Source organism: Rhizobium sp. BK181, assembly GCF_014193305.1.
Lineage (GTDB): Bacteria > Pseudomonadota > Alphaproteobacteria > Rhizobiales > Rhizobiaceae > Rhizobium.
Map to the genome: position 1 here is coordinate 166,683 of NZ_JACHZA010000005.1, position 23,443 is coordinate 190,125.

Consider the following 23,443-nt stretch of genomic DNA (forward strand, 5'->3'; position numbering starts at 1 on the left):
GGTCTTTTTTTGGCAATCCGGAAGGCTTACTCGGCAGCGAGCGCGGAGTCGGTCGCGAACTGTGCCACGTAGACCGCCATCTGCCGCATGAAGGCGGTGATTGCGCCCGCAACCAGGGCAAAATCGGCACGCTTCTCCAGCGTGATTTCGTCGACATAGATCGACCGGTTCACTTCGATCTGCAGTGCATGCAGCCCACGCGACGGGCGACCGTAATGTTCGGTGATGAAGCCGCCGGCATAAGGTTTGTTGCGGATCGCGGTGAAGCCCATTTCTTCGAATATCGCGACAGCGGCACGCGACAGGTCCGCGGAGGCGCTGGTGCCGTAGCGATCGCCGATGATGAAATCCGGCCGCGCATTGCTGCCGGCAACACGGACATTGCCCGGCATCGAGTGGCAATCGATCAGCACGCCGAAGCCGAACTGAACATGCGTGCGGGCGATCAGCCGTCGCAGCGCCGCATGATAAGGCTTGTAGACGGCCTCAATGCGGTCCAGCCCCTCCTGCACCGACAGCCGGCGAGTATAGATTTCCATGTTCTCGGCAACGATGCGCGGAATGGTGCCGAGCCCGCCCGCAACCCGCAGCGAATTGATGTTCGCATAGGGCGGCAGCAGCCCGTCGAACATGCGCGGATCGAGCTCGTAGGGCTCGCGGTTCACGTCGAGGTAGGCGCGGGGAAAATTGGCAAGCAGAAGCGGCGCACCGAGGGCGCTCGCATCCGCGAACAACTCGTCGACGTAATGATCCTCGGAGCGGCGTATGGAAACGCCCTCGAGCCGAGACTGAGCGATGAATTCCGGAGGATAGATGCGGCCGCTATGCGGCGAGTTGTAGACGAATGGAATGGTGTGCGACAAAGGCTCCCGGACCTCGAAAAGTGCGTATTCGGGGATTTCGTGCACCCTTTTTCCCTCTTTACCATGCCTGCCGATCGCTGCTTTGCTTATGTTGCCAGTTGCCGCACGGCAAGTCCATACTATCTCATGGGGATGACGGCCCGGACAGCCTCTTCACTGGTTGTTTACTGGCCGAATTCTAGTGTAATTGGCTGGAGCCCCACGCATAAATTACTGATTAGCGGTCTGGATAATGACTCAGAAGATACTTCTTGCAGAAGACGACAACGACATGCGCCGCTTCCTTGTGAAGGCGCTTGAAAAGGCAGGCTACAAGGTCCTCTCCTACGACAACGGCGCCAGCGCCTATGACAGGCTTCGCGAAGAACCCTTCTCGCTGCTCCTGACCGATATCGTCATGCCTGAGATGGACGGAATCGAACTGGCGCGCCGCGCGACCGAACTCGATCCGGACCTGAAGGTGATGTTCATCACTGGATTCGCGGCCGTGGCATTGAACCCTGATTCGAAGGCACCGAAGGATGCGAAGGTCCTTTCCAAGCCTTTTCACCTCCGCGACCTCGTCGAGGAAGTGAACAAAATGCTTGCCGCCTAAGGCTTCCGGCAGCGCGTGTCACAAAACCGAAAAAAGTCTATTGACGACAAAAACGGTTTGTGGTCTATGCGCCGCCATCGGATGGGCGTGTAGCTCAGCGGGAGAGCACTACGTTGACATCGTAGGGGTCACAGGTTCAATCCCTGTCACGCCCACCATTCGAATTCAAAGGCTTAGCGAGAAATCGCTAGGCCTTTTTAGTGAGCAGCTAGCAAGCAAAGCACGGGGAAGAGGCGCGAACTGATCAGCCCCACCTTGGAGCGCGATCTAAGCATCCCATGCTTTATCCCAAGCATGTCTTCCCCACGATCTTGTTTGACAACTCCCCATTCCGCGAAGAATCCGTAGCAGTGCCGTCGACGACGTTTGCCTCGTCAAAGGACCCGCCTGCTACCAATCACAGTTTCGATGAGTTGGCTTGCGAGGTGAGAGTGTACGTCAAACGGCGGACCGGGGTCGTTAAATCCCCGACCCGTCGAGTTCCTGGTCGTCGTCGCCTTCCCATGGAGTAGGCGTGGAGGCTCGGCTCACCGATGGCATCGGCATCCAGCACTTCAACTCCGGCTCGGCATATTCAACGACGCGACCGGGGGAGGAATCGGAGGCACGCCAGCCGTCAGCACCGAACTGATCGCCATTCGACCAGTAGACGAGGTCAACTTCCGCCGGCCCCTGTTCGGATGGGCGGACCGTGACGAGGATCCGACTGCCGTCTTTCGGCGCGCTTGCCATGTGGCGCCACCGGTCTGGCTCGTCCATCGTTTTTCCTCCCGCCTTGCTGTTGTCGAAGTGTCTCCTCGCCGTCGAAAGCGGTCAACCCAAACTTTGCACAACCCAACGACTTTCGATTGCTTGCCCGATCCAGCATTCCCAGTCGAAGGCATGGTCCACGTCGTCGCCATGTACCCTACTCTTGCTGCTCTCGCCGGGGCCAAGCTCGACCATACGCAACCACTCGACACCTATGGCCGACAACCAGCGAGGGTCGACCGATTGCGGGTGCAGTGCGTGACGGCGATTGGAAACTGGTGCGGAAGGCATCGCTGCCTCCAAGCGTCGAATTGTTTGATCTTTCCAAGGATAAATCCGAAACCACCAATCTTGCCGATGGCAATGCTGACCTGCAGGGCCGGGTAACGGCGCTTGCTGTTGAAATGAGACGCGCCCTTCTCGTCATGGAAGCGGTGCGCCTGACGTTCTTCGTGTCACCCGTCACACCGGATCCATCCGTTCTGTTCAATCTTGGGGACTGATGACCGACCATTCCATCCGATGGAATGCGGTAAACCGTTGGAGATGCTTGGCGGGCCTATTGGGTCAGAAAGGGCGGTGGCTTGTTGGCGTAGTATTTGGCCGCCTGCTCGATCTCTTCCGCGCTCATTGCGCGAGCGACGTTGCGCATCTGCTTGCTGATGTCGTTCTGCCTGGATCCGGACACGAACGCCTCAAGCTGCGTTTTGAGATAGAGATCGGACTGCCCCTCCAGCCATGGGCTGCCAAGTTTGTTCTCGATATTGCCGTGGCATGATCCGCACGGAGCAATGCCACGCAGCGGAGCGCCGCTTTCGACAATTCTCGGCACCTCCATGCTTTCCGGTGGATGGAACCCCGGTAGTCTCGGCAGGTAGGCGTAGTAGGCGGCCAGATCCTGCATGTCCTGTTCCGACAATTTCAGGGCGAAAGGAGTCATTACGGCGTTGACGCGCACGCCATCCTTGAAATCGCGGAGCTGTTTATAGACCACACTTGCGTACTGCCCGGCGAGATTGGGCGAGTCGGCGCGGCTGACACCCGTCGGTCCATGACAAATGGCACATTGTTGCGCCAAGGTTGCGCCTCGACCGATCGCCTCCTCGTCGCGCTTGTGAGACACCGCAGTCGCAAGTTTTACCAATGATGTCTTATAGTCTGCGGTTACAACCTCGCCCGGATCCCGTTGCCGCGGTAGGCCTGCAGCCCGGCAAATCGAGTCCCAAATACCGGCGACCTGGGCCCCGGCCTCCCATCGGGGCAGCAACACAAAGCCAAGGACTGCGGACACTAGGAAGATTGCGGCCGTGATGGCAACACTAGTGGTTGTCCAGCGGTCCCGCGATGTCGTGACCTTGCGGCTATCTCCCATCAGCGTTCTCCAACGTAGACTGCCGGAACCGATGTATCGTTGCGAACGGCCAGTTGAAGGATCGGATAGCCGTAATTCGTAACGGTCAGTCCGACCATTAATGCAATCCAGATCCCATGGCTGTTCAAGGCCGCGAGCACACGGACCGGCGGATGGACGGCTACGGCGAAGCGGTATTCCTCGATTTTGTCAGGTGCCCCCAGCTGCGACCTCACCAGGACGACGATGAACAGGATACCCGACGCCACGAGGATGAAGCCACCGAATGCCGACAGCACGACAGAAATGGCGTCGATAGCGAGCGCTGGATCGGAGTAATCGAAATACGACATTCTGCGGGGCATGCCAAGGATTCCGACCCAATGCCAAGGAAAGGTCGTGACGATCATTCCGATGAACCAAAGCCAAAGCTGCAGGCGGACAAGGTGCAGGCTCGCGAGAGGCCGGCCCGTGAGGTGGGGCCAGAAATCATAAGCGATCGCAAAATACATGATCACGATCGCGCCGCCGAAGATGAGGTGAAAATGCCCGGTGATCCACTGCGTGTTGTGTATCGAGGTGTTGAGCTGGTAGCTCATGTTGATGAGACCACCTGCTCCGCCGAACCCGAGCATGATGAACGAAAAGGCCATCGCGAGCATGATAGGATTTCGCCACGGCAGCGCCTTGATCCAGCCGAACGCCCCCTTCCCTCCTCGCAGCCTTGCGGCGATCTCGATCGATGCGCAAATCGTAAAGACCGTGAGAAGCGTCGGAAGCGCGACAAGCGCCGTGAACGCCGAATGGATGAACTTGAAGCCGGCGCCGACCTGCGGATCCTCGAACGCATGATGGATGCCGATCGGCATCGCCACGATAAGAAACAGAATGAAGGAGACCCTCGCCATTGTATCGCTGTAGATGCGTCCGCCAATGGAGCGCGGCACGATCGTATAGTAGGCGATGTAGGTGGGCATCAGCCAGAAATAGACGATCGCATGCAGCGTCCACGAGAAGAAGACACGCGCAAGCCCTGCATCGATGGTGGATCTAAGGCCGAGCGCGACAGGAATGATCTGCAGCAGAAGTTCGAGCGCCGCGCCGACAGCGGTCCAGGCCCAGAGATACGATCCCGCGACGTTCGCAAACATGGCCAGCGGCACCGGCTTTGCCGGATTCGCCCGCTTCCATATCCTGAGGTTGACGGACATCAGGGCAACCCAGAACCAGGAACCCACCACGACCATCACCACGCCGATATAATAAAACGGGTTGCCGATTAGCGGAGGATAGAAGGTATAGAGGACCGAAGCCTGACCGAGTGCCACCGGGATCATCGCGACGACAGCACCGACGGCGATCAGCCAAAAACCTGCCCAAGCCCACCGCCCTCCGACGAGTTGCTGCTGGAGCGCGGCTTCACTGATCGCATATCCGAAGCCCATGGCAACGAGCGTCGGAAAGACATAACCCATGACGGTGCCATGCGCAGTCAACGACCGGTAGTACCATTCCGGATTGCTGATCCACGGGGAAAGCGGGCTGCGGATATACATCTGCCATGCGCCGAGCACCAGCGCGAGCGCGAATACCGCGAATGCCAGCCAGAAATGTGCGAGGATCAATTTCCGGTTATGGAGCACAGGAAAGCCTCCTCTTGTCCCCCATCTGTGAAAGGAACTGCTCTTTCGTGACAACCTGGACCTTGCCCCACATGCCCTCATGGCCAACGCTGCAGAATTCCTGGCAAGGCATCAGATGCTCGCCGGGCGCGTCAAACGTCGCCTTCTGAACCGACACGTAGCCCGGGACCAGCATCGTGTTGATATTGGTGCCTTGGACGAGGAAGCCATGGACGACATCGGCGCTTGTCGCGCGGAAGGTAATCGGCGTTTCCGCGGGAACGAGAATGCAGGGCGGCGAGAAAGAATACTGCTGCCCGATCGCTCGCACCGTCACCGTGCCATCGCCCTCGACGGCGCTCCCGAGGTTGGATTCGATAAATTCTCCGGCCAAGTGAATGCTGGTCGGGTCGATCGTTTCAACGGTTGCCTGCGGCATCGTCGCCTGATGGATGCCCGCAAATGCGGCCATCCCGGCCAAAAAGACGATTATGAGGACCGACACCGATGCCCATCGACGCTCGACCCGTTCAGCGACGCCGGCGGAGGGATTGTGACCGTTGGCCATCAGCCGCTCCTCGGTATGAAAACAAACAGATAGAAGAGCACCCAGATCAGCACCACGATAGCGGTCGCGATACCCGCAAGTGCAATGGCTCCGCTCGGTCCCTCTGACACGATGCGCTCGACCGTGGCATCATCTGGACCAGCGTTTGGTTCTTCCGAATTGATCATCGCGTCCTCACTGAAGTGGAGCCGATCGAAGCTTGTTTGCCTCCGCCGCATTGACGGGCGTCCCTCGGTTGCCCCAGGCGGTCCTGATGTAGGAAACCACTGCGGCGACCTCGTCGTCCGACAGACTGACCGCAAACGGCGGCATTCCATGCGGCATCGGATTCTTGTAGGTCGCGGGTGGGTACCCACCGTTCAACACCATCCGCACAGCGTTTACGGAGGATTCCATCTGGATCGACTGGTTCCCGGCGAGCGGCGGATAATGCGGCGGCCTGCCCTCGCCTTCCGCGCCGTGGCAGCTGGCGCACTGCTTGTCGTAGACGGTCTTCCCCAGGCTTCGAAGCAGACTGGCTTCCTGCGATCGGACGGAGGCGCGCGCCGGCTTCGGTTCGTCTTGCGCTATGCTCTTAAGATAGACGGCCATCGCGCGTGTATCTTCGTCGGTCATGTATTGAAGGCTGTTGTAGACTACCTCGGCCATAGGGCCGTAAACCGCACCGCGCGCGGAAATGCCCTTCTGCAGCAGGTCGGAGATTTCCTCGATGGACCAATCGCCCAAACCCGCCTCCTTGTTGGAGGTCAGAGAGGGGGCGTACCAGTCCTGCATGGGTATCAGTCCACCCTGAAAGGCTTTGGATTCCGAGCTACCGCCCAAGGCGTTGATCGGTGTGTGACACATTCCGCAGTGTCCTAGCCCTTCGACCAGATAGGCTCCACGGTTCCATTCATCCGACTGCTTCGGGTCCGGCTGGAACTCCCCTTCCGTGAAGAACAGCGTCCTCCAGCCAAGGATCAGCGATCGGTTGTTGTAAGGGAACTGCAACTCGTGGGGGTGGTCCGGCTGCCGCACGGCGGGGACGGTCTTCAAGTAGGCAAAGATGGCATCGCTGTCTTCGCGCGTCACTTTCGTGTAGGACCCGAACGGCATCGCCGGGTAGAGCAGTCCTCCATCCGGGAAGCGGCCGTCGTGCATGGTTTTGTAGAAGTCGTCTGCTGTCCATTTGCCGATTCCGGTTTCCGGATCCGGAGTAATGTTGGAGGTGTAGAGCGTCCCGAACGGGGTTGGCATGCCACGACCGCCGGCAAACAGTTTGCCCTCTGGTGCGGTATGACAGGCGATGCAATCCCCTGCACGCGCGAGATACTCACCTTTCTTGACGATGGCCGCAGGCGGTTGCTGGGCTTCCGAGTTCTGTGCGCCGGCGGGAACTAGCGTTCCGACAACAATCGCTGAAATCGTGGTGAGCAACAGTTGGCAACGTCGATTTTGCCTGCTCATGGCTTGTGTCCCCCATCTGGCTGGCTGCCACAAGCAAAGGGCAAGGCGAACGAACCGGCAGGTGCTGGCACCGGGTCTGTCGGAAGAGGCTGCCCGGCGAGATAGGCGGCAACAGCCCTGACATCGTCCTCGGTAAGCCTCCCGGCCACGAGTTGCATACAGTCGGGCGCGTTCGCCGTTCTGGTCCCATAACGCCAGCCACCCAATTGGGCGCTGATATAGCTCGCGCGCAGGCCGAGAAGACCGGGAATTCCCGGAGACTGACCTGTTAGCGGCCCACCGTGACAGCTGACGCAGGCTGGAATGGCCCTGTCCAGATCCCCTTGGGTGACTAGCGCTTGCCCATGTTCGAGGACGCTTTTGCTCGCGTCGGTGGCGGGGGGGCCGGGCAGCGCGGGGTGTTGATCGGCGAAGTAGTCGGCGAATTGTCGGAGATAGTCGTCAGTCAGAAAGGCCAACAGGTAGTTCATCGGCGGGTATTTCCGCCTGCCGCTCTTGAACGCTTCCAGCTGGTTGTAGAGGTATCCGGCGGGCTTCCCGGCCAGACGTGGAAAGTACGGGTCGTTCGTCCCCCTGCCTTCCTGCCCGTGGCACGGGGTGCAGGCCTGCACCCGATCCGCCATGTCGGCAGGATAGCTCTTGCCTTCCTGGGCAAGTCCTACGTCAAGACCCAGGAAGCTGAGACAGCACGTCAGAAGCAACGTCTTCACGAACACCGCATACCCTCCGTAGCAGTATCACATGAAATTTTCAGGCTTGAGCCGTAACAATATTCCCTTCCGGTAAAGCTGCAAGAGGCAATCGCCGGCACGAAGTAGCCCAAACGCCAAAGTGGTGGCACGCCTCGTCGGCGCGCTACGGGTTGTTGTAAAACGACCCGCTGTCGTAGGTGCAGGCGTTATCTAGGACGCACTGTTTGCCGGTCGCATCCCGGAAGCTGGCGGTGGTGCGCGCATAGCCCAAGCCGCATTTCGCGGGCGGATAGCGGAAGCTGCTGCCGCCGAAACCGGACCGGACGAACACCTTCTTGTTCTGGCGGATGATCTGCGAGATCTGGCTACAGGTGTACGAGCGCGCATCGACGTTCAGCGCCGCGGCCGAAAAGGCTGTCGACGGCATCAATAACACAGTGGTTAGTATCGCGGCATTGATAGTGCGGGATGCGGCGCCCATTTCACCCTCCGAGAATGAGCATGGCGGGAAGACTATACTCGTTTTTGGCGAGCCGATAAATCGGCTGAAGGATCCCCGAAGTCGCGACAAGGCTCGAGGCTCGCCGGCGATGCCGGCCGATCGCAGAAAGCAGAACGCCCGCCAATGCGCGGGCGCTTCGTTCGATTTCATACGCAATGCGAGCCGCACTACATGCAGGCGGATGCGGTCTTCATGGCCGCCTCGGCAAGCGCCTTCGTCTTGTACCCACTTCCGACCGCCATCGCGTTCTTGCCGTCAGGACGTTTCGACACGACGCTGCATTTGTTGCTATTTGCAGCGTGCTCCACATAGTAGTGGCTACTTGCGGCCAGCGCCGGAGCGACGCCAAAGGCAAGGATGGCAACACTCAGAGCAATCTTCCTGATCATCGCATTCCTCCATCTTAGCTAGACCGGCGGTCTTGCTGCCGGTCCAACCGGTAGCTATCGCGCATGCTGGCTTTGACCAAGCGTCATTTCACCGCATGCCCAGGGTACCGAGATCTAGAGTCCTGCCTGTCGACCAATTTCGAACACAGAAGAGTGGCAAGTCGCTGCCGATACAACAGCACTGCTGAGACATGCATTACGAGGTAAACACATGAGACTGGCAACTTTGGCCGCTGCTTCGCTGCTCGCCGCAACACTGACCACGACGGCGGGCGCGGCGCCGCAGAATTTCCCTGGCGCCCCGGGGGCGCTGACGCTTGCCGGCAAGTGCGCCAAGCTCGTCGTCGGCAAGCTCGATGCGACGAAGGGCTGCGAAGGCGAACTCGCAAGTGTTACGCTGGTAAACGGCCAGGTCACCTTCATCTTCACTTCAGGCGGCAAGATGCTCGGCTTCCAGGGCGATGGTACTGCCATCAAGCCAGCCTCCAACGGCAACGCCCGCATGCCGCTCAACCTCGTGGTGACGGGCGTCGGCCAGAAGATGACAGGTCAGGTAAAGGTCGCCGGAACCTGCACGATGGGCAACCCGTACGGCGGCAAGCCGGTCGCGATCGAATGCACCGCCGAAAGCAAGGATACCGCCTTTACCGGCAGCTTCCGCACCAACGGTAAAGCGCCGAAGCAAAAATAGGCCAACGTTCGCAATTGCTGGCTGCGCTCAGGCGCACCAGCTGTTGCTCGCTCCGGGTTTGCGGGCCAATCCCTCGTTGATCATCTGCACGCCGATCGACCGACCCTCGCGCGACACGACATGCGGCGCGCCTGCTTTGCCGGGCTGCCCGGCGGGATTCATCGAGAAGGATCCGGAGTTCAGAATGTTGAGGAGCCGCAGTTTGGCGGCGAACCCCAGCCGCTTCTCGTTGTCGCAACGGGCTGTCTCGATGGCGGGGCTGACGACGTCGGCGATCGCGACCTTCTCGCCCTTGTACCAGAACGTGCTTCCATCGGCGACGCAGTTGATGTGCTCGCCCTGCCCACAATAGCCGAAGGCCGCGCGGCCGGTCTGTGCCTGTGCCGGCGAGATGGAGACCGGGATTGCCTTTTCAGGCACGACGGGTGCCTTCGCGGGAATGGGGACCGCAGCAGGCGGCACCATTCGCGTCGCCGTGGTGATCGAAGCCGTCTGCCGTGGGCTGGGATCGCTCGCAGGCTCGCTTCGCGCGTTCGAGACCGGGCGGGAGACAATCGAGGCCGGCGCATGCGCGGCCAGCATCGGCTTCACGCTCTTCCAATTATCGTAGGTCGCAATGCTGCCAACGGCGATGACGCCGACGACGGCCCAGGGGAGCGCGCTACCGCCTCCTCCCCTTCCCTTTGATCGTGCCGATGATTTGCGGCGGCGTGTCGCAGTCTTTGCCATCTGTCCGATTCCCGTGAACGCACGGGATTATCGCCGGGCAATCCTTTCCGAAAGGTTGGCAGCCGTTTCATTTCCAGCACTGATTTGACGATGCTATGCTACGAGTGCTGCGACGACACGGCCGTACGCGTCGCCACGGCTTTAAAGCCGCACCGCCGCAGATGCCGTGTCCGGCCTCAAACTTGTTGGCGGCTCCCAACGCGAGCCCAGTGAATTCGTGATCTCGATTCTTTCCAGATCGACCTGAATATCTGCGGCTGCGCGAAGCGCCTGCCATTCGATTTCATGCTTCATGTAAATGTCGTGCGGCACCAAAGTCGTTTTCATCTTTTCTCACCGGTTGTCGCGAGTGGAAGCGTCGAAGTTGGGAACACCGAGACCTCAGCGGGTCGGCTTGGCGATCGTGGAATCGCCATCCGTTACCGGCTTTGGGCCGCCCTTCGAAAGGTCGCCGCCGGTGACGTGGGCGGGAACGTGGACGTCATCGAAAACGCCATGTGGCAGTGTCAGGTCGACGTGATGCGGCGGCAATACCTGCGCCTTCTGCATGCGGTTCGGGCGCGCCCGCTTCATTCGGTCGGATTTTTCCGTGCGCTTGTCGGGGGTATGGGTCGAGGGATGCATCATCGGCCTCCTTGTTATTGCGCGTGACACTGGGGAACCTAAGACTAACGACCGCGCCGTCGGATGGTTCCAAAGAAAAGAACAAAGCCCATGGCGTCGACCTTGACTGGCGTGGCAAGATCACTACCTTCGCCTTATCCCGCGGCCTCGGACATCGGCCGATGGGTCAACCTGGTGCCGGGCCCCTCTGGCGAGAGTTTTTACGGCGCTCTCGTGATGTCGGTACCGCCTGCAGCTTAAGCCGGCGGATTTTTCATCGATGAAAAAGCTCACCATGCCTTACGCGCATGCCCTTTGTGGTATGTCGCGTTTTTCACGTACACATTCTCTGTTCGACATCGTTCTTGGCTGCGAGGTGCGGCCATGACCAACGGTATCCCGCAAAAATCGGCGCTCAGCTATTTCACCTGGGCCTTCATTGTCACCGGCCTCGGCCTTGTCCTCGGAGCGGCCCTTGGCTGGCAGACGACAGGCACCATCGGCGGCATGGCGACCGTCTTCTTTATCTGCACGGTGCTCGCCGTGCTGGAGATTTCGCTCTCCTTCGACAATGCCATCGTCAATGCCAACAAGCTCAAGGAGATGACGCCGGTCTGGCAGCATCGCTTCCTCACCTGGGGCATCGTCATTGCCGTCTTCGGCATGCGTATCGTCTTCCCGTTGGCGATCGTCGCGATCGCAGCACAGATCGGTCCATGGGAAGCCCTGGTGCTCGCAGCGCGGGAGCCCGCGGAATACGCCCGCATCATGAACGATGCGCACCTGCAGATCGCGGCCTTCGGTGGCACCTTCCTGATGATGGTCGGCCTCAACTACTTCTTCAACCATGAGAAGGATGTCCACTGGATCGCTGGACTTGAAAAGCTGATGGCCCGCTCGGCCACGATCAAGGGTATCGAGATTGCCTTCGTTCTGGCGCTGGTCCTCGTGTTCTCGTCCTTCCTTGGCGAGGAAGAAGCCACGACCTTCGTGCATTGCGCCATCTATGGACTTCTGACCTTCCTGGCGGTCGAGGTGATCGGCGGCCTGCTGGATGCCTCGCAACAGACGATGAGCGCTGCGGCCAAGGGTGGTCTCGGTGCCTTCATCTATCTCGAAGTGCTGGATGCCAGCTTCTCCTTCGACGGCGTCATCGGCGCCTTCGCCTTGACGCAAAACCTCTTCGTCATCGCGATCGGCCTAGGCATCGGCGCCATGTACGTACGTTCGATGACGATCATGCTCGTCGAAAAGGGAACACTTGCCGAATATCGTTATCTCGAGCACGGCGCGTTCTATGCGATCCTGATCCTCTCGGTGATCATGTACGTGCAGACGATGTTCCATATCCCCGAGGTGATCACCGGCCTTGGTGGCGCGGCCCTGATCGGCATCTCGCTCTGGTCGTCGATCCGCTACAACAAGAAGGAGCAGGCGGAAGAACGCGCCGAGACTCATAAGGAACTGCACGCCTAATCCTTGCAAGCCGCATCGGCCGATGCGGCTTCATCACCAAAAAAATAAAGCCCGCGACCATCCGGTTGCGGGCTGTTTCGTATCTGGCGATCCCAGATCGCCAAACCGCGCCGAGGCGCGCGGATAAGCTAGTGATTGATTCTGCCGAACATGCTCGGATCGATGCCGAGCTCGCGCAGATCGCGTGCTTTCGGACGGCGGCCAGATTCGACGGAGGCGCTTACAGCATTTGCAGCACCGATCATCGCAAAAGCGCGGCCAAGGAAACCATCGCGAATGGACTTACGGAAGGACATTTTCTTTCTCGCTTTTCTTTATGATTGACTGCTCACATATGGCGAGGCACCGGCTGGCCGACAAGCGGCGGGAATTCACCCCTGCCATGCAAGAATAGGCGATCAGAATAGGAACGCGACAAGCGCGCTCAGCGGATACGAATCTAGCCAGATGGAATTTATTACTTTAGCATCCCTACAATAAGGGGAGTTAATCTATGACGTTGCACTTAGCGGCCGGAGACCCGGCGCCGCGCTTTATTCAGCGTACACTTTCCAACCCGCGTTATGTTTTCGACGTCGCTGCCGGGCGATACATGGTCCTTTATTTCTTTGGCTCCACGGCAAGTCCCAACGTCACCCAAGCGCTGGAAAAGATCCGGTCGAGACCGGCAGTCTTCAACGGAAGCAAGGTTGCCTTCTTCGGGGTAACAGTCGATCCGAAAGACGAAACCCATCAGCGCATTGCCGATCAGAAGCCCGGTATCAAGTTCTTTCTCGACTTCGATTTGAGCGTCAGCAAGCTCTACGGCGCAGTCAGCGCCGACGCGCAGCAAGGCGGCGTCGGCGTGACCTACCGTCAGGTATGCGTGGTTCTGGATCCGACGATGCGAGTGCGGGCGACCTTCGTGCCCGGCAAGGAAGGAAGCGGCATAGACGAATTGATCGCCTATCTAGAAACGCTGCCGCCGGTGGAGCGGTCCAGCGGCCTGGAAATGCATGCCCCGGTCATCGTGCTTCCCGATGTCTTTGAGACCGATCTCTGCCACGAACTGATCAACCTTTACGAACGACATGGCGGCCAGGAGTCAGGATTCATGCGCGAGATCAACGGAAAAACCGTGCTCGTCTCGGACCACAATCACAAGCGCCGCAGAGATCACACGATCGAGGACGATGCGCTGATGGCCGAATTGCGTGGGCGGTTCATCCGGCGCATCATTCCCGAAATCAAGAAGGTCCACCAATTCGAAGCCACGCGAATGGAGCGATACATCGTCTCCTGCTACGATGCCGATGAAGAGGCTCACTTCAGGCCGCATCGTGACAACACCACGAAAGGTACCGCGCATCGACGCTTCGCGGTTTCGGTCAATCTCAACAATGATTTCGACGGCGGCGAGGTCAGTTTTCCCGAGTATGGCAACCGAACCTACAAGGCCCCTCCGGGCGGCGCGGTGGTCTTTTCCTGCTCGCTCCTGCATGCCGTATCAAAGGTCACCCGTGGCCGCCGCTATGCGTTCCTGCCCTTCCTCTATGATGAGGCTGCCGCCAAAGTGAGAGAGGAAAACAGCGCAAACATCGAAGATGGCGCCAACGCTACGGCGTGACCGCGGCGAAATCCGCCGAACACCAATAAAGGGGAGTGCAAAGCCGTCCGTCTTGACGAGGCGGCAAGTCATCCGGTACCTGCGCTCGTGGATTTATCCAATGCCTGCCATAGCTTATGCGTCAGGAGGCGCCTGATGGCTGAGGTCTTGCTGTTTCATCACGCACAGGGATTGACCGCTGGCGTGCACGCCTTCGCTAAGCAGTTGCGGAACGCCGGGCATATTGTTCATGCGCCGGACTTGTTCGATGGGCAGACCTTCCGAAGCATCGACGAAGGGCTTTCCTACATCAACGAGATCGGGTTCGAGGAAATGCGCGAGCGCGGCGTCCGCCTGGCGGAGGAACTGCCCTCCCGGCTCGTCTACGCCGGCTTTTCCTTTGGCGTGCTGCCGGCACAGAAGCTCGCACAGACGCGATCCGGGGCGCGGGGAGCGTTGCTCTTCTATTCCTGCCTGCCGATCAGCGGCGAGTGGTCGTTCGGACCATGGCCGGAGGGCGTCCCTGTTCAGATCCATGGGATGGACGCCGATCCGATCTTCGTCGGCGAAGGCGATATCGATGCGGCCCGCGAAATCGTCGCAACAGTCAAGGATGCCTCGCTCTTTCTATACCACGGCGACCAGCACTATTTTGCCGACTGCTCGCTACCATCCTACGATGCCGAGGCCACCGCAGTGCTGACGCAGCGGGTGCTTTCGTTCCTAGAGTGCCTGTAACGCGCGTGGACGGCGCGTCGGGCGAATACGAGATATGCCATCCGGATGCTGGAAACAGATATCACCCGTGCCTATCGAAAGGCATTGAAGGAGGCGTCTCATTCTTTTTCCGCATCCCCTTCACCCGTCGATGCCTTCTGCTTCCGGGGCTGGCGCAGATTGTCGAAGCCCATGTAGTGATCGACATCCGATGTGTTCCATCTGCCGGCCAGATAGATGATCGCAATAACCGTAGCAAAGAAAAGCAGGGCATAGATCGCATCCATATTCCCCAACATAGAGCGCAAGGATCGATTGGACCCCCATTGCTAACGCGAGGCATCAGCGTGCATGTCATCTGATCGTTCGTCTCGATGGACTTTCGTGATCAGCCATGCCACCGGTGCATAATGGAGGCGAGGAGGCGCTATGTCCGAAGATCCGATAACATGCGAGGTTCGTTATCGCATCGATGCGAGCGCGCTCAGCGAATTCAAAGCCTATGCGCAAACCTGGATCAGGCTTATCGAACGTCACGGCGGGACACACCACGGATACTTCATTTCACGTGAGCCGCCGAACGGGGCCGGGGTGAGCTTCCGGGGCCTAGGACAGGACGGTGGTAACGACATAGCTATCGCGCTGTTCACTTTTCCAGACGACGCAACCTATCTTCGGTATCGTGATGCAGTCGCCATCGACCCCGACGGTAACGAGGCAAACGCACGGTATGGGAAAAATCCGCCGTTCAGCAGCTATGAGCGTGTTTTCCTTCAACCACTTGAATAAGTGACATTTTTCGCAAATGCGCTCAATTGGCGAAGCCCCGCGAGACAAGAGCTTGGCCTTGTCGACGTAGCTGCCTTCCCCCTGGGGGTCGACCTTGGTCTCAGGTTTGCCGCGACCAAGGTGCCAGACCGCTCACTCCTTGGTCGCAAAGACCGCGGGACCTTGTTCTCTACAAGGATCGCGCGAGCGATGCTGAAATACCGGCAGCGTTTCAAAAAACCTCGTTGCTGAGCGGAGGGCCACCGCCTTCCGAGCGGTTTGCTGCGTCCAAATCCGGAGAGCAGAAATGGCTACGTTCAAGGTCAACGTTCAGGACACGATATTCAGCACAGCACGGACCGACGAAGGTCCGCCATCCCCTCAGGTGGCGAGCATAAGGGCCTATTTCACCCCGCTTCTCCTGGAGGCAACCCTCTGCCTTCTCGCGATAGGGACGTTGATGGTGTGGTCAACACCCGCCGAAGCCCACGTCAAATGGTTCACATCATTTGACATCGCTACGCCCGCGAGACCATTTTCGGAAACGCTGGCAAGCCCCTGGTTCTGGCTTGCCATCGCCATCGCGGTCCCACTTTTCGCAATGACCGCCGTCGTTGAACGGACCGTCATCGGCACCAGAATTCTAATGCTGATGGATAGCCTGTCAGAACCGCTGTGGAATCGGGCGGACGACTTTGTTCGCGCCATAACCGGAGCCTTTTTTGTCGCCATCTTCGTCATTGGTGGCGTCTACCTCACCCCTGATCTTCCGACCCCTTCGGAGTGGGTTTCATGGAGCCAACTGGCAATTGCAGCCGGTCTCTTCTCCCGCCGAACAATGTGGCTTTCTGCCATCGGTGTACTCGGGCTTTGGATTGCCGCTCTTCATCAGTATCAGATTTTTCATCTTCTCGACTATGTTGTGCTTGGGGTCGGCGTTGCCGGCTATCTGGTGTTGTTTTCGGTCAACGAGTCCCGGTGGCACAAACAGCGCTTCAACGTTCTACGCTGGGCGATCGCCGTCACGCTGATGCGCTCCAGCTTTGAAAAATTCGCCTATCCTGAATGGTTCCAGCCGCTGGCGCAGCAAAAGCCGTTCCTGACCTTCGGGATGCCTATCGATGTATTTCTGCCGATGGCCGGTGTCGTCGAATTCACCCTTGGCCTTGGATTGCTCTGGACACCACTTATCCGCCGATCTTCAGCCATTGCATTGATTGTCATCTTCAGCGCGGCGGTGGTGCCGTTCGGAAGGCTGGACTTGGTGGGCCACAGCCTGATCATCATGATGTTGGTGATTGCGACCGTTGACCCGACACGCGATACACAGGTCGCACCCGCATTCAAAAGGGCCATTGTCGGTGTTCCCGCCGGCTTTGTGGCGGCTCTGGCGATCCTGGCACCCACCTATTGGAGCCTGCATATGGCGCTCTATGGTCACTAGGCCAAAAGCGGGTCGACACGCTCCTGCATCCCCCTTACCAGGTGAAAAGGCCGGCGAAGGTTTCTCATCGCCGGCCACAGTAGGAGAGGTTCGGGCAGTCCTTTTCTTTTAATCCTCGTTTGCCGCAAGCTGCGACAGAACCTCGCCGCGTCCACGCAGGCGCAGGATCAGTGGGATGATGAAGGCGGCAGCTGCGACGATCAGCAGTCCGGCCGCGATCGGGGACATCACCAGCGTCGTCACATCTCCCTGGCTGATTGCGAGCGCGCGACGCAATTGCTGTTCAGCCAGCGGGCCAAGGATCAAGCCAACGACCGCGGGCGCGATCGGATAGCCGAAGAGCCGCATGATGTAGCCGAGGACGCCGAAGCCGAGCAGCATGCCGAGTTCGAACACCGACGGGTTGGCGCCGATCGTGCCGAGCGTCGCAAACAACAGGATGCCGGCATAGAGCCATGGCTTCGGGATCGTCAGCAGCCGCACCCAGAGACCGATCAGCGGCAGGTTGAGCACCAACAGCATCGCATTGGCGATCAGCAAGCTGGCGATCAGGCCCCAGACGATCTGCGGGTTGTTCGCAAACAGTAGTGGTCCTGGCTGCAGCCCGTACTGCTGGAAGCCGGCGAGCATGATCGCCGCCGTCGCCGTCGTCGGCAGGCCGAGCGTCAACAGCGGCACCAGCGTACCAGCGGCCGATGCATTGTTCGCAGCCTCCGGACCGGCAACGCCTTCGATCGCACCGTGGCCGAACTCCTCGGGGTTCTTCGCCAAACGCTTTTCCGTGGCATAGGACAGGAACGTTCCGATCTCGGCGCCGCCCGCCGGCATCGCGCCGATCGGGAAACCGATCAGCGTGCCGCGCAGCCATGCCTTCCACGAACGACCCCAGTCGGCCGCTGTCATCCACAGCGAGCCTTTGACCGCCTCGACCTTCTCCTCGCCACGATTGCCTTGAGCGGCGATATAGAGGGTTTCACCGATCGCAAACATCGCGACCGCAAGCGTCGTCACCTCGACGCCATCGAGCAGGTCGGGAACGCCGAACGAAAGGCGCGCCTGCCCGGTCTGCTGGTCAATGCCGACCATCGCAAGGGCAAAGCCGATGAAGAGCGAGGTCAAACCGCGCAGGGCCGAATCCCCGAAGGCCGAGGAGACCGTCACGAAGGCGAGAACCATCAGCGCGAAGTATTCCCGTGGCCCGAAGACCAGTGCGAGCTTGACGATATAGGGGGCGATGAAGGCAAGGCCGAGTGTTGCGATCAGGCCGGCGACGAATGAGCCGATGGCGGCGGTCGCGAGCGCCGGTCCACCGCGGCCGGCCCGGGCCATCTTGTTGCCCTCCAAGGCCGTCACGATCGAGGCGCTTTCGCCGGGTGTATTGAGAAGAATCGACGTCGTCGACCCGCCATACATGCCACCATAGTAGATGCCCGCGAACATGATCAGCGAGCCGGCCGGATCGAGCTTGTAGGTAACGGGAAGAAGAAGGGCGACGGTCAGCGCTGGGCCGATACCTGGCAGCACGCCGACCGCGGTGCCGAGCGTCACGCCGACGAGCGCATAGAGCAGGTTCATCGGCTGCATGGCGACCAGGATGCCCTGGAAGAGGAATTCGAAGGTGCTCATCGCATCCAATCCTAGAAGAAGATGTGTTCGAACGGCCCGGCAGGCAGGGTCAGCTGCAGGAGCTTCGCGAAGATCACCCAGACCACGAAGCTGAAGGCGATGCCGGCGGGGATCGAAAGCCAGAGCTTGCGACGTCCGAAGCCAGCGGCGGTGAACGCAAACAGAATGCCGGTCGCGATCGAAAAACCTGCGGTCTTCAGGAGCAGCATCTGCGCGGCGAGACCGGCGACCACCCATACGACAGGGGCGACTTCCTGGTGCTCGCGCTCCGGAAACTCACCGCGCCAGGCTTCGAAGATCGTCCAGACGCCGAGGCCGATCAACCCGAAGGCCACGACCTTCGGCGCCGTTGCCGGGCCGATCCGGGCATATTGCGCGATCGCCTTCATATGGAAGGCATCCCAGAGCATAACGGCAGCGACGGCGAAAAGACAGATGGCAATGACCAGCGCCGCCCAATCAGGGCGGCGCTTCGTTGCCAAGGGTTCATTGACCCTGCTCATTGAACAAGTCCGATCTCTTTGAGAATGCCTTCGGTTGCCGAAACATCCTTGTCGAGCTGCGCCTTGAAGGCGTCGCCGGCAAGGTAGGTGTCAGCCCAGCCCTTGGTCTTCAGGATTTCCTGCCAGCTGGCGGACTTCGAAAGCTTGTCGAAATCGGCCGTAATCGCCGCCGTCTGCTCAGCCGAAAGGCCGGGAGCAGCGGCAACCATGCGCCAGTTCTGCACCGACACGTCGAGGCCGGATTCCTTCAGGGTCGGAGCGTCGACGCCGTCGATACGCTGCTCGCCGGATACGGCCAGAAGCCGCAACTGTCCGGCCTTTACCTGCGATTCGAATTCGCCGTAGCCGGAAATGCCAGCCGTGACCTGACCGCCGAGAATCGCGGCGAGCGCTTCGCCGCCGCCGGAGAAGGCGACATAGTTGATCTTCGTCGGATCAACGCCGGCAGCCTTGGCGATCAAGCCGACCGCGATATGGTCGGTACCGCCCGCCGAACCGCCGCCCCAGGAAACCGAGCCCGGATCCTGCTTCAGCTTAGCAACGAGATCGGCCATGGTCTTGATGTCGGACGCGGCCGGAACGACGATCGCTTCATACTCACCCGTCAGACGGGCGATCGGCGTAACGTCCTTGAGCGTCACCGGCGACTGATTGGTCAGGATCGCTCCGACCATGACGTAGCCGCCGACGATCAGCGCGTTTGCATTGCCGTTATTCTGGCCAGTGAACTGCGCCAGACCAATGGTGCCGCCGGCGCCCGGAACGTTCTGAACCTGAACATTGCCCGAAATGCCTTCCTTCTGCATGACCGTTTGCAGCGAGCGGGCCGTCTGGTCCCAACCGCCGCCGGGAGCGGCGGGCGCCATGATGGTGTAGTCGGCCGCATAAGCCGGCAGCGCGACGGCGGCCGCGAAAATAGTTGCAAGAAGAGTATGCTTCACGAGTGTGTCCTCCGTGGGCACGGCTGAGAAACCGCGCATTGTTCTCGATGGAATCGGGAAGGACACCGCAGACGGACTCCGAGGTCCGATACGCTGGCAAGCTCCTCCCGAAACTTCACCTCTCCGCCTCCACGGAGCTGAAGTTCTGCAAAGCGGACCACAACAAGCTGTCATTTAGCTGACATTGCTTAGGTATCCACCCCGTAAAGACACTTTTTTGCCGCAATCTTGGCCAGATGCAAAAAAGATAAAACTTCAGAGCCGATGGAACCCGAGTGCCATTCCAGCGTTAAGAGCGCTGAGGAGGATTGCCCCATGAGTTCTCACGTCGATACCAATCAAATCGAAAATGAGGGCTTGCGCCAGGTGTGGAGTGTGCGCGATTTCGCACGCCGACACCGGCTGGATAAGGAGGAGGAAAAACGTCTCCTCGCGCTCTTCGGATCCTTCGCGACGAAGCAGGAATTGCTGGCCAACGCTCAGCGGCCCTGCTCTTTCCGATAACTCAATCCGCAGTTCCTATTGTGTACGCAGCACTTCATTCCAGTGCGCGATCAGTCGCGCACGCTTGACCTGATCCAGATACACCATAAGCCCAGGGCTGACGGGCACTGGACGGAGTTGCGCACCAAGAAGTTCCTGCATGGTATTGGCCGTATTCTCGCCGGCGACTTCCGGGCTGACGGCCGGAATCTGCAGCTCGCGCGCCATGATCGTCTGGCCCTCTTTCGACATGAAGAAGGTGAGGTAGCGCCGTCCGAGTTCCGGCTCGCCCGCCGCCTGCGGCACGAGGCCTATGCGCGACATCACGACGGTATAGTCCTTCGGCAGCACGATCCCTACATCCGGGTGACGCTTGGCCCAATCGGCGGCGTAGGAACCAAGAATATTGTAGCCGAGAACGAAGCGGCCATCCGACACGCGCTCCAGAATGGCCGAACTCGTCGAATACAGCTTGACGCCCGCGGCTCCCATGGCGCCGATGACCGACCAGATATCTCCGAACTGCTCCTGGTCGCGGGCCATGAACAGAAAGCCGACACCGGAACGCTCGATGTCATAGGTGCCGATCCGCCCATGGATCGCATCGCCCTTCCGCTTGAGGTAATCAACGAACTCGGCGCGCGAACTCGGTGGCGGCTCGTTCACGAAGCTTGGCTTGTGATAGACGAACACGGCCGGCTCGAAGGTCAGCGCATAGGCGGTGTTGCGCCAGTTTGCCCATTTCGGCCAGCGCGCGCTCATCGGCAGGTTGCTCACCTGCGCATAGCCGTCGTTGGAGAGCTTCACCTGCAGGTCCATCGCCGAAGAGAAGGCGAAATCGGCGGTGCGTTTGCCGGCATCCGTCTCGCGCACGATGCGGTCGTAGATTTCCCCGGTCAGCATGTCCTCATACTTGACCGCGACATCTGGATTGGCCTCTTGAAATCCGCGGATCATCGGCTGCGCAAGCGGCTCGTCGAGCGAGGAATAGACGACCAGCGTCGGAGCCGCAGCATTGCCTGACGGCGCCGGATAGAACACCTCATCGGCCAGGACCAAGCCCGGACAAAGCAACAGGCACGCAAGTAAAAACAGTCTCCTCATCCCCCTAAGATGCATGACCGCGAAGTGCGACACAAGGCACCCGCCAATTGCGTAGCCGATCGCTCCTCGTCCGGCGGCGCAAAACACGCTAGAGTTCTGTGGGTTCGACCGGAGAGCACCTTGGAACGACGTTTGACCGCCATTCTTGCCGCCGATGTGGTTGGATACAGCAGGCTGATGGGCATCGACGAGACCGGGACGCTTGCCGCGGTCAACCGTCACCGAAAGGAACTGATCGAACCTGCTCTCGCCGGGCATGGAGGCCGGCTGGTCAAATTGATCGGCGACGGTCTGCTGGCGGAATTCTCCAGCGTCGTCAACGCCGTGGCATGCGCCGTCGACATTCAGCGCGGAATGCAGCAGCGCAATATCGGGGTGGAGCAGGAGCAGCGGATCCAGCTTCGGATCGGCATCAATCTCGGCGACGTCATCGTCGAGGATGGCGACATTTTCGGCGACGGTGTCAACATAGCCGCACGGCTCGAAGGCATTGCCGCGCCGGGCGGCATCGCCGTGTCCGCCTCGGTGAACGACCAGGTCGGCTCGAAGCTCGACCTGCGCTTCGAGGACATGGGCCACCAGACGCTGAAGAACATCCGACAGCCGGTACGCGTCTATGCCGTACTGTTAGACCGGCCAGCGGAGCGACCGGCGCCGGCGACCAGCATCGGCCGATCGAACAGACGATCGATCCTGGTGCTGCCGTTCACCAACATGAGCGACGATCCCGATCAGGAGTATTTCTCTGACGGTCTGACCGAAGACATCATCACTGACCTCTCGAAAATCTCCGACCTCGCCGTCACGCCGCGCAACACGACCTTCACCTACAAGGGCCAGCAGGTGAAGATCGGGCAGATCGCGCGGGAATTGTCGGTGCGCTATGTGCTGCAGGGCAGCGTTCGCAAGGCGGGTGCGCGCGTCAGGATCAGCGCCCAGATGATTGATGCCGGAAACGAGAACCATCTATGGGCCGATCGCTACGACCGGGACCTCACCGACATTTTCGCGATCCAGGATGAGATCGCTCACGCAATCGTCCACCAGCTGAAAATCAAGCTCCGCCCTGAGGAAAGGCTGGCGATCGAAAGCGATCCGACGACGAGCGCCGAGGCCTATACCTACTATCTGCAAGGTCGCAAATTCGCGCGGACGATGACCATGCCATATCTCAACCTGGCAAGACGCATGTTCGCGAAAGCCGTGGAACTGGACCCTTCTTACGCGCGTGCCTATGCCGGCATTGCCGATTGCGATTCCGCCCTGCACATCTGGTATGCCGCGCAGCTACCGATCAACGACATCCTGGCGATGAGCGCCAAGGCGCTGGCCCTAGATCCCAACCTCGCAGAGGCGCACGCCGCCCGCGCGATGGCGCTCCATCATGACGGGCAGGACGCCGAAGCGCTCGTCTACTTCGAAAGCGCCCTCGCCCTCGATCCCGACCTCTTCGAAGCAAACTTCTACTTCGCCCACAGTCTCTTCCGGCGGGGCGCCTTCGAGCAAGCCACCGTCTATTTCGAGCATGCGGCAGCACTTTATGAGAACGACTACGTTTCCCCCATTCTGCTGGCAGCGGCGTACCGGTCTCTCGGCCAGCCGGACACGGAGCAACGATGGGCGGAGGAGACCGTCCGGCGCTGCAACCGGGCAGCCGAGCAAAGCCCCGACAGCTCTTCGCCGGTTCACCGCGCGGCCCTTGCCTACGCCCATCTCGGAGATCGCCAGCAGGCCCTGTCATGGACGGAACGCGCCCTCGCACTCGATCCAAGCGACGCGATCACGCGCTACAATGCCGCCTGCGCCTACGCCATCCTGGGAGACATCGAGCGGGCAATCGATCTCCTGCAGCAGCTGCGCCCAAACAGCTCTTTTTACCAGCTCGAATGGTTCGCCAACGACTCCGACCTCGACAACATCAGGTCCGATCCGCGGTTTCAGAAGCTGCTCGCGGACATTGCCGCGCAGCGGTAGATGCTGCGCTCAGCCCTCCGT

Annotated in this window: 29 protein-coding genes and 1 tRNA gene; 11 read left to right on the forward strand and 19 right to left on the reverse strand. The window is 59.9% G+C overall.

Annotated elements, in window-relative coordinates; translation table 11 throughout:
• Positions 1–26: 26 nt before the first annotated feature.
• Entirely contained in the window at positions 27–908 is an 882-nt protein-coding gene (locus FHT77_RS15195) for an N-formylglutamate amidohydrolase (protein ID WP_183755798.1), read from the reverse strand.
• 187 nt (positions 909–1,095) lie between these two features.
• Here FHT77_RS15195 and cpdR1 point away from each other — a divergent pair, with 187 nt between their 5' ends.
• Positions 1,096–1,458 (forward strand): response regulator CpdR1, encoded by a 363-nt coding sequence (cpdR1, locus tag FHT77_RS15200; RefSeq protein WP_007527565.1) that lies wholly within the window; start codon positions 1,096–1,098, stop codon positions 1,456–1,458.
• A gap of 83 nt (positions 1,459–1,541) precedes the next feature.
• Positions 1,542–1,616: transfer RNA gene (locus FHT77_RS15205), tRNA-Val, on the forward strand.
• Between the two features lie 301 nt (positions 1,617–1,917).
• Here the strand turns inward: FHT77_RS15205 and FHT77_RS15210 are convergent.
• Complete coding sequence (locus FHT77_RS15210) at positions 1,918–2,217, reverse strand: hypothetical protein (RefSeq protein WP_016557093.1); 300 nt, start codon at positions 2,215–2,217, stop codon at positions 1,918–1,920.
• Between the two features lie 269 nt (positions 2,218–2,486).
• Here FHT77_RS15210 and FHT77_RS15215 point away from each other — a divergent pair, with 269 nt between their 5' ends.
• Positions 2,487–2,711: a hypothetical protein gene (locus tag FHT77_RS15215; protein WP_183755799.1), complete on the forward strand. Its 225-nt coding sequence runs from the start codon at positions 2,487–2,489 to the stop codon at positions 2,709–2,711.
• 56 nt (positions 2,712–2,767) lie between these two features.
• On the opposite strand, the gene FHT77_RS15220 is transcribed toward FHT77_RS15215, so the two are convergent.
• From FHT77_RS15220 to FHT77_RS15255, 8 genes are all read right to left on the reverse strand, one after another.
• Positions 2,768–3,580: a c-type cytochrome gene (locus FHT77_RS15220; protein ID WP_183755800.1), complete on the reverse strand. Its 813-nt coding sequence runs from the start codon at positions 3,578–3,580 to the stop codon at positions 2,768–2,770.
• On the reverse strand, positions 3,580–5,202 hold the full coding sequence (locus tag FHT77_RS15225; RefSeq protein WP_183755801.1) for a b(o/a)3-type cytochrome-c oxidase subunit 1: 1,623 nt from the start codon (positions 5,200–5,202) through the stop codon (positions 3,580–3,582). The genes FHT77_RS15220 and FHT77_RS15225 overlap by 1 nt, the downstream gene beginning before the upstream one ends.
• Entirely contained in the window at positions 5,192–5,749 is a 558-nt protein-coding gene (locus FHT77_RS15230) for a cytochrome C oxidase subunit II (RefSeq protein ID WP_183755802.1), read from the reverse strand. Before FHT77_RS15230 ends, FHT77_RS15225 begins: the two co-directional genes overlap by 11 nt.
• Entirely contained in the window at positions 5,749–5,916 is a 168-nt protein-coding gene (locus FHT77_RS15235) for a hypothetical protein (RefSeq protein ID WP_183755803.1), read from the reverse strand. Before FHT77_RS15235 ends, FHT77_RS15230 begins: the two co-directional genes overlap by 1 nt.
• Before the next feature lie 7 nt (positions 5,917–5,923).
• Positions 5,924–7,195: a cytochrome c gene (locus FHT77_RS15240; protein WP_183755804.1), complete on the reverse strand. Its 1,272-nt coding sequence runs from the start codon at positions 7,193–7,195 to the stop codon at positions 5,924–5,926.
• Complete coding sequence (locus FHT77_RS15245) at positions 7,192–7,869, reverse strand: c-type cytochrome (RefSeq protein WP_244919843.1); 678 nt, start codon at positions 7,867–7,869, stop codon at positions 7,192–7,194. The genes FHT77_RS15240 and FHT77_RS15245 overlap by 4 nt, the downstream gene beginning before the upstream one ends.
• A 181-nt stretch (positions 7,870–8,050) precedes the next feature.
• The gene (locus FHT77_RS15250; protein WP_183755805.1) at positions 8,051–8,368 is read right to left on the reverse strand and encodes a hypothetical protein; all 318 of its coding nucleotides are present in this window, start codon (positions 8,366–8,368) and stop codon (positions 8,051–8,053) included.
• Between the two features lie 188 nt (positions 8,369–8,556).
• Positions 8,557–8,778: a hypothetical protein gene (locus FHT77_RS15255; protein ID WP_183755806.1), complete on the reverse strand. Its 222-nt coding sequence runs from the start codon at positions 8,776–8,778 to the stop codon at positions 8,557–8,559.
• Positions 8,779–8,989: 211 nt separating this feature from the next.
• Between FHT77_RS15255 and FHT77_RS15260 the strand changes: the two genes are divergently transcribed.
• Complete coding sequence (locus tag FHT77_RS15260) at positions 8,990–9,469, forward strand: hypothetical protein (protein WP_183755807.1); 480 nt, start codon at positions 8,990–8,992, stop codon at positions 9,467–9,469.
• Positions 9,470–9,496: 27 nt separating this feature from the next.
• On the opposite strand, the gene FHT77_RS15265 is transcribed toward FHT77_RS15260, so the two are convergent.
• The 3 genes from FHT77_RS15265 to FHT77_RS15275 form a co-directional block, all read right to left on the reverse strand.
• Entirely contained in the window at positions 9,497–10,198 is a 702-nt protein-coding gene (locus tag FHT77_RS15265; RefSeq protein ID WP_183755808.1) for a hypothetical protein, read from the reverse strand.
• Positions 10,199–10,339: 141 nt separating this feature from the next.
• Positions 10,340–10,525 (reverse strand): hypothetical protein, encoded by a 186-nt coding sequence (locus FHT77_RS15270; protein ID WP_183755809.1) that lies wholly within the window; start codon positions 10,523–10,525, stop codon positions 10,340–10,342.
• 54 nt (positions 10,526–10,579) lie between these two features.
• On the reverse strand, positions 10,580–10,825 hold the full coding sequence (locus FHT77_RS15275) for a hypothetical protein (protein WP_183755810.1): 246 nt from the start codon (positions 10,823–10,825) through the stop codon (positions 10,580–10,582).
• A gap of 360 nt (positions 10,826–11,185) precedes the next feature.
• On the opposite strand from FHT77_RS15275, the gene FHT77_RS15280 reads away from it, so the two are divergent.
• Entirely contained in the window at positions 11,186–12,277 is a 1,092-nt protein-coding gene (locus tag FHT77_RS15280; protein ID WP_183755811.1) for a DUF475 domain-containing protein, read from the forward strand.
• Positions 12,278–12,405: 128 nt separating this feature from the next.
• On the opposite strand, the gene FHT77_RS15285 is transcribed toward FHT77_RS15280, so the two are convergent.
• Positions 12,406–12,573, reverse strand: coding sequence for a hypothetical protein (locus tag FHT77_RS15285; RefSeq protein ID WP_183755812.1), 168 nt, complete (start codon positions 12,571–12,573; stop codon positions 12,406–12,408).
• A 197-nt stretch (positions 12,574–12,770) separates the two neighbouring features.
• Between FHT77_RS15285 and FHT77_RS15290 the strand changes: the two genes are divergently transcribed.
• On the forward strand, positions 12,771–13,883 hold the full coding sequence (locus FHT77_RS15290) for a 2OG-Fe(II) oxygenase (protein ID WP_183755813.1): 1,113 nt from the start codon (positions 12,771–12,773) through the stop codon (positions 13,881–13,883).
• A gap of 135 nt (positions 13,884–14,018) precedes the next feature.
• A complete protein-coding gene (locus FHT77_RS15295) occupies positions 14,019–14,600 on the forward strand; it encodes a dienelactone hydrolase family protein (protein ID WP_183755814.1) in 582 nt (193 codons plus the stop codon).
• Between the two features lie 98 nt (positions 14,601–14,698).
• Here FHT77_RS15295 and FHT77_RS15300 read toward each other — a convergent pair whose 3' ends face one another.
• Positions 14,699–14,866 carry a hypothetical protein gene (locus tag FHT77_RS15300; protein WP_183755815.1) on the reverse strand — a complete coding sequence of 56 codons (168 nt, stop codon included), beginning with the start codon at positions 14,864–14,866 and terminating at the stop codon, positions 14,699–14,701.
• Between the two features lie 142 nt (positions 14,867–15,008).
• Here FHT77_RS15300 and FHT77_RS15305 point away from each other — a divergent pair, with 142 nt between their 5' ends.
• Both FHT77_RS15305 and FHT77_RS15310 read left to right on the forward strand, forming a co-directional pair.
• Complete coding sequence (locus tag FHT77_RS15305) at positions 15,009–15,368, forward strand: NIPSNAP family protein (protein ID WP_183755816.1); 360 nt, start codon at positions 15,009–15,011, stop codon at positions 15,366–15,368.
• A gap of 286 nt (positions 15,369–15,654) precedes the next feature.
• Complete coding sequence (locus FHT77_RS15310) at positions 15,655–16,791, forward strand: DoxX family membrane protein (RefSeq protein ID WP_183755817.1); 1,137 nt, start codon at positions 15,655–15,657, stop codon at positions 16,789–16,791.
• Positions 16,792–16,899: 108 nt separating this feature from the next.
• Here the strand turns inward: FHT77_RS15310 and FHT77_RS15315 are convergent, their stop codons facing one another.
• Genes FHT77_RS15315 through FHT77_RS15325 form a run of 3 tightly spaced genes read right to left on the reverse strand, consistent with a single transcriptional unit; the run spans position 16,900 to position 19,861 of the window.
• Positions 16,900–18,417: a tripartite tricarboxylate transporter permease gene (locus tag FHT77_RS15315; RefSeq protein WP_183755818.1), complete on the reverse strand. Its 1,518-nt coding sequence runs from the start codon at positions 18,415–18,417 to the stop codon at positions 16,900–16,902.
• 11 nt (positions 18,418–18,428) lie between these two features.
• Positions 18,429–18,920, reverse strand: coding sequence for a tripartite tricarboxylate transporter TctB family protein (locus FHT77_RS15320; protein ID WP_183755819.1), 492 nt, complete (start codon positions 18,918–18,920; stop codon positions 18,429–18,431).
• Positions 18,917–19,861 (reverse strand): Bug family tripartite tricarboxylate transporter substrate binding protein, encoded by a 945-nt coding sequence (locus tag FHT77_RS15325; RefSeq protein WP_183755820.1) that lies wholly within the window; start codon positions 19,859–19,861, stop codon positions 18,917–18,919. The genes FHT77_RS15320 and FHT77_RS15325 overlap by 4 nt, the downstream gene beginning before the upstream one ends.
• 315 nt (positions 19,862–20,176) lie before the next feature.
• Between FHT77_RS15325 and FHT77_RS31300 the strand changes: the two genes are divergently transcribed.
• Positions 20,177–20,365, forward strand: coding sequence for a hypothetical protein (locus tag FHT77_RS31300; protein WP_246712607.1), 189 nt, complete (start codon positions 20,177–20,179; stop codon positions 20,363–20,365).
• Positions 20,366–20,380: 15 nt separating this feature from the next.
• Here FHT77_RS31300 and FHT77_RS15330 read toward each other — a convergent pair whose 3' ends face one another.
• On the reverse strand, positions 20,381–21,448 hold the full coding sequence (locus tag FHT77_RS15330) for an ABC transporter substrate-binding protein (RefSeq protein WP_183755821.1): 1,068 nt from the start codon (positions 21,446–21,448) through the stop codon (positions 20,381–20,383).
• A gap of 120 nt (positions 21,449–21,568) precedes the next feature.
• Here FHT77_RS15330 and FHT77_RS15335 point away from each other — a divergent pair, with 120 nt between their 5' ends.
• Positions 21,569–23,422, forward strand: a complete 1,854-nt coding sequence (locus FHT77_RS15335; RefSeq protein ID WP_183755822.1) for a TPR end-of-group domain-containing protein — start codon at positions 21,569–21,571, stop codon at positions 23,420–23,422.
• Positions 23,423–23,443: the final 21 nt, after the last annotated feature.

Bases quoted from the DNA above. Each gene is read 5' to 3' on its own strand.
- cpdR1 (WP_007527565.1), top strand. From the start codon at position 1,096: ATGACTCAGAAGATACTTCTTGCAGAAGACGACAACGACATGCGCCGC.
- FHT77_RS15210 (WP_016557093.1), bottom strand. From the start codon at position 2,217: ATGGACGAGCCAGACCGGTGGCGCCACATGGCAAGCGCGCCGAAAGAC.
- FHT77_RS15220 (WP_183755800.1), bottom strand. From the start codon at position 3,580: ATGGGAGATAGCCGCAAGGTCACGACATCGCGGGACCGCTGGACAACC.
- FHT77_RS15230 (WP_183755802.1), bottom strand. From the start codon at position 5,749: ATGGCCAACGGTCACAATCCCTCCGCCGGCGTCGCTGAACGGGTCGAG.
- FHT77_RS15235 (WP_183755803.1), bottom strand. From the start codon at position 5,916: ATGATCAATTCGGAAGAACCAAACGCTGGTCCAGATGATGCCACGGTC.
- FHT77_RS15240 (WP_183755804.1), bottom strand. From the start codon at position 7,195: ATGAGCAGGCAAAATCGACGTTGCCAACTGTTGCTCACCACGATTTCA.
- FHT77_RS15250 (WP_183755805.1), bottom strand. From the start codon at position 8,368: ATGGGCGCCGCATCCCGCACTATCAATGCCGCGATACTAACCACTGTG.
- FHT77_RS15255 (WP_183755806.1), bottom strand. From the start codon at position 8,778: ATGATCAGGAAGATTGCTCTGAGTGTTGCCATCCTTGCCTTTGGCGTC.
- FHT77_RS15260 (WP_183755807.1), top strand. From the start codon at position 8,990: ATGAGACTGGCAACTTTGGCCGCTGCTTCGCTGCTCGCCGCAACACTG.
- FHT77_RS15265 (WP_183755808.1), bottom strand. From the start codon at position 10,198: ATGGCAAAGACTGCGACACGCCGCCGCAAATCATCGGCACGATCAAAG.
- FHT77_RS15270 (WP_183755809.1), bottom strand. From the start codon at position 10,525: ATGAAAACGACTTTGGTGCCGCACGACATTTACATGAAGCATGAAATC.
- FHT77_RS15275 (WP_183755810.1), bottom strand. From the start codon at position 10,825: ATGATGCATCCCTCGACCCATACCCCCGACAAGCGCACGGAAAAATCC.
- FHT77_RS15280 (WP_183755811.1), top strand. From the start codon at position 11,186: ATGACCAACGGTATCCCGCAAAAATCGGCGCTCAGCTATTTCACCTGG.
- FHT77_RS15285 (WP_183755812.1), bottom strand. From the start codon at position 12,573: ATGTCCTTCCGTAAGTCCATTCGCGATGGTTTCCTTGGCCGCGCTTTT.
- FHT77_RS15290 (WP_183755813.1), top strand. From the start codon at position 12,771: ATGACGTTGCACTTAGCGGCCGGAGACCCGGCGCCGCGCTTTATTCAG.
- FHT77_RS15295 (WP_183755814.1), top strand. From the start codon at position 14,019: ATGGCTGAGGTCTTGCTGTTTCATCACGCACAGGGATTGACCGCTGGC.
- FHT77_RS15300 (WP_183755815.1), bottom strand. From the start codon at position 14,866: ATGGATGCGATCTATGCCCTGCTTTTCTTTGCTACGGTTATTGCGATC.
- FHT77_RS15305 (WP_183755816.1), top strand. From the start codon at position 15,009: ATGTCCGAAGATCCGATAACATGCGAGGTTCGTTATCGCATCGATGCG.
- FHT77_RS15310 (WP_183755817.1), top strand. From the start codon at position 15,655: ATGGCTACGTTCAAGGTCAACGTTCAGGACACGATATTCAGCACAGCA.
- FHT77_RS15315 (WP_183755818.1), bottom strand. From the start codon at position 18,417: ATGAGCACCTTCGAATTCCTCTTCCAGGGCATCCTGGTCGCCATGCAG.
- FHT77_RS15320 (WP_183755819.1), bottom strand. From the start codon at position 18,920: ATGAGCAGGGTCAATGAACCCTTGGCAACGAAGCGCCGCCCTGATTGG.
- FHT77_RS31300 (WP_246712607.1), top strand. From the start codon at position 20,177: ATGAGTTCTCACGTCGATACCAATCAAATCGAAAATGAGGGCTTGCGC.
- FHT77_RS15330 (WP_183755821.1), bottom strand. From the start codon at position 21,448: ATGAGGAGACTGTTTTTACTTGCGTGCCTGTTGCTTTGTCCGGGCTTG.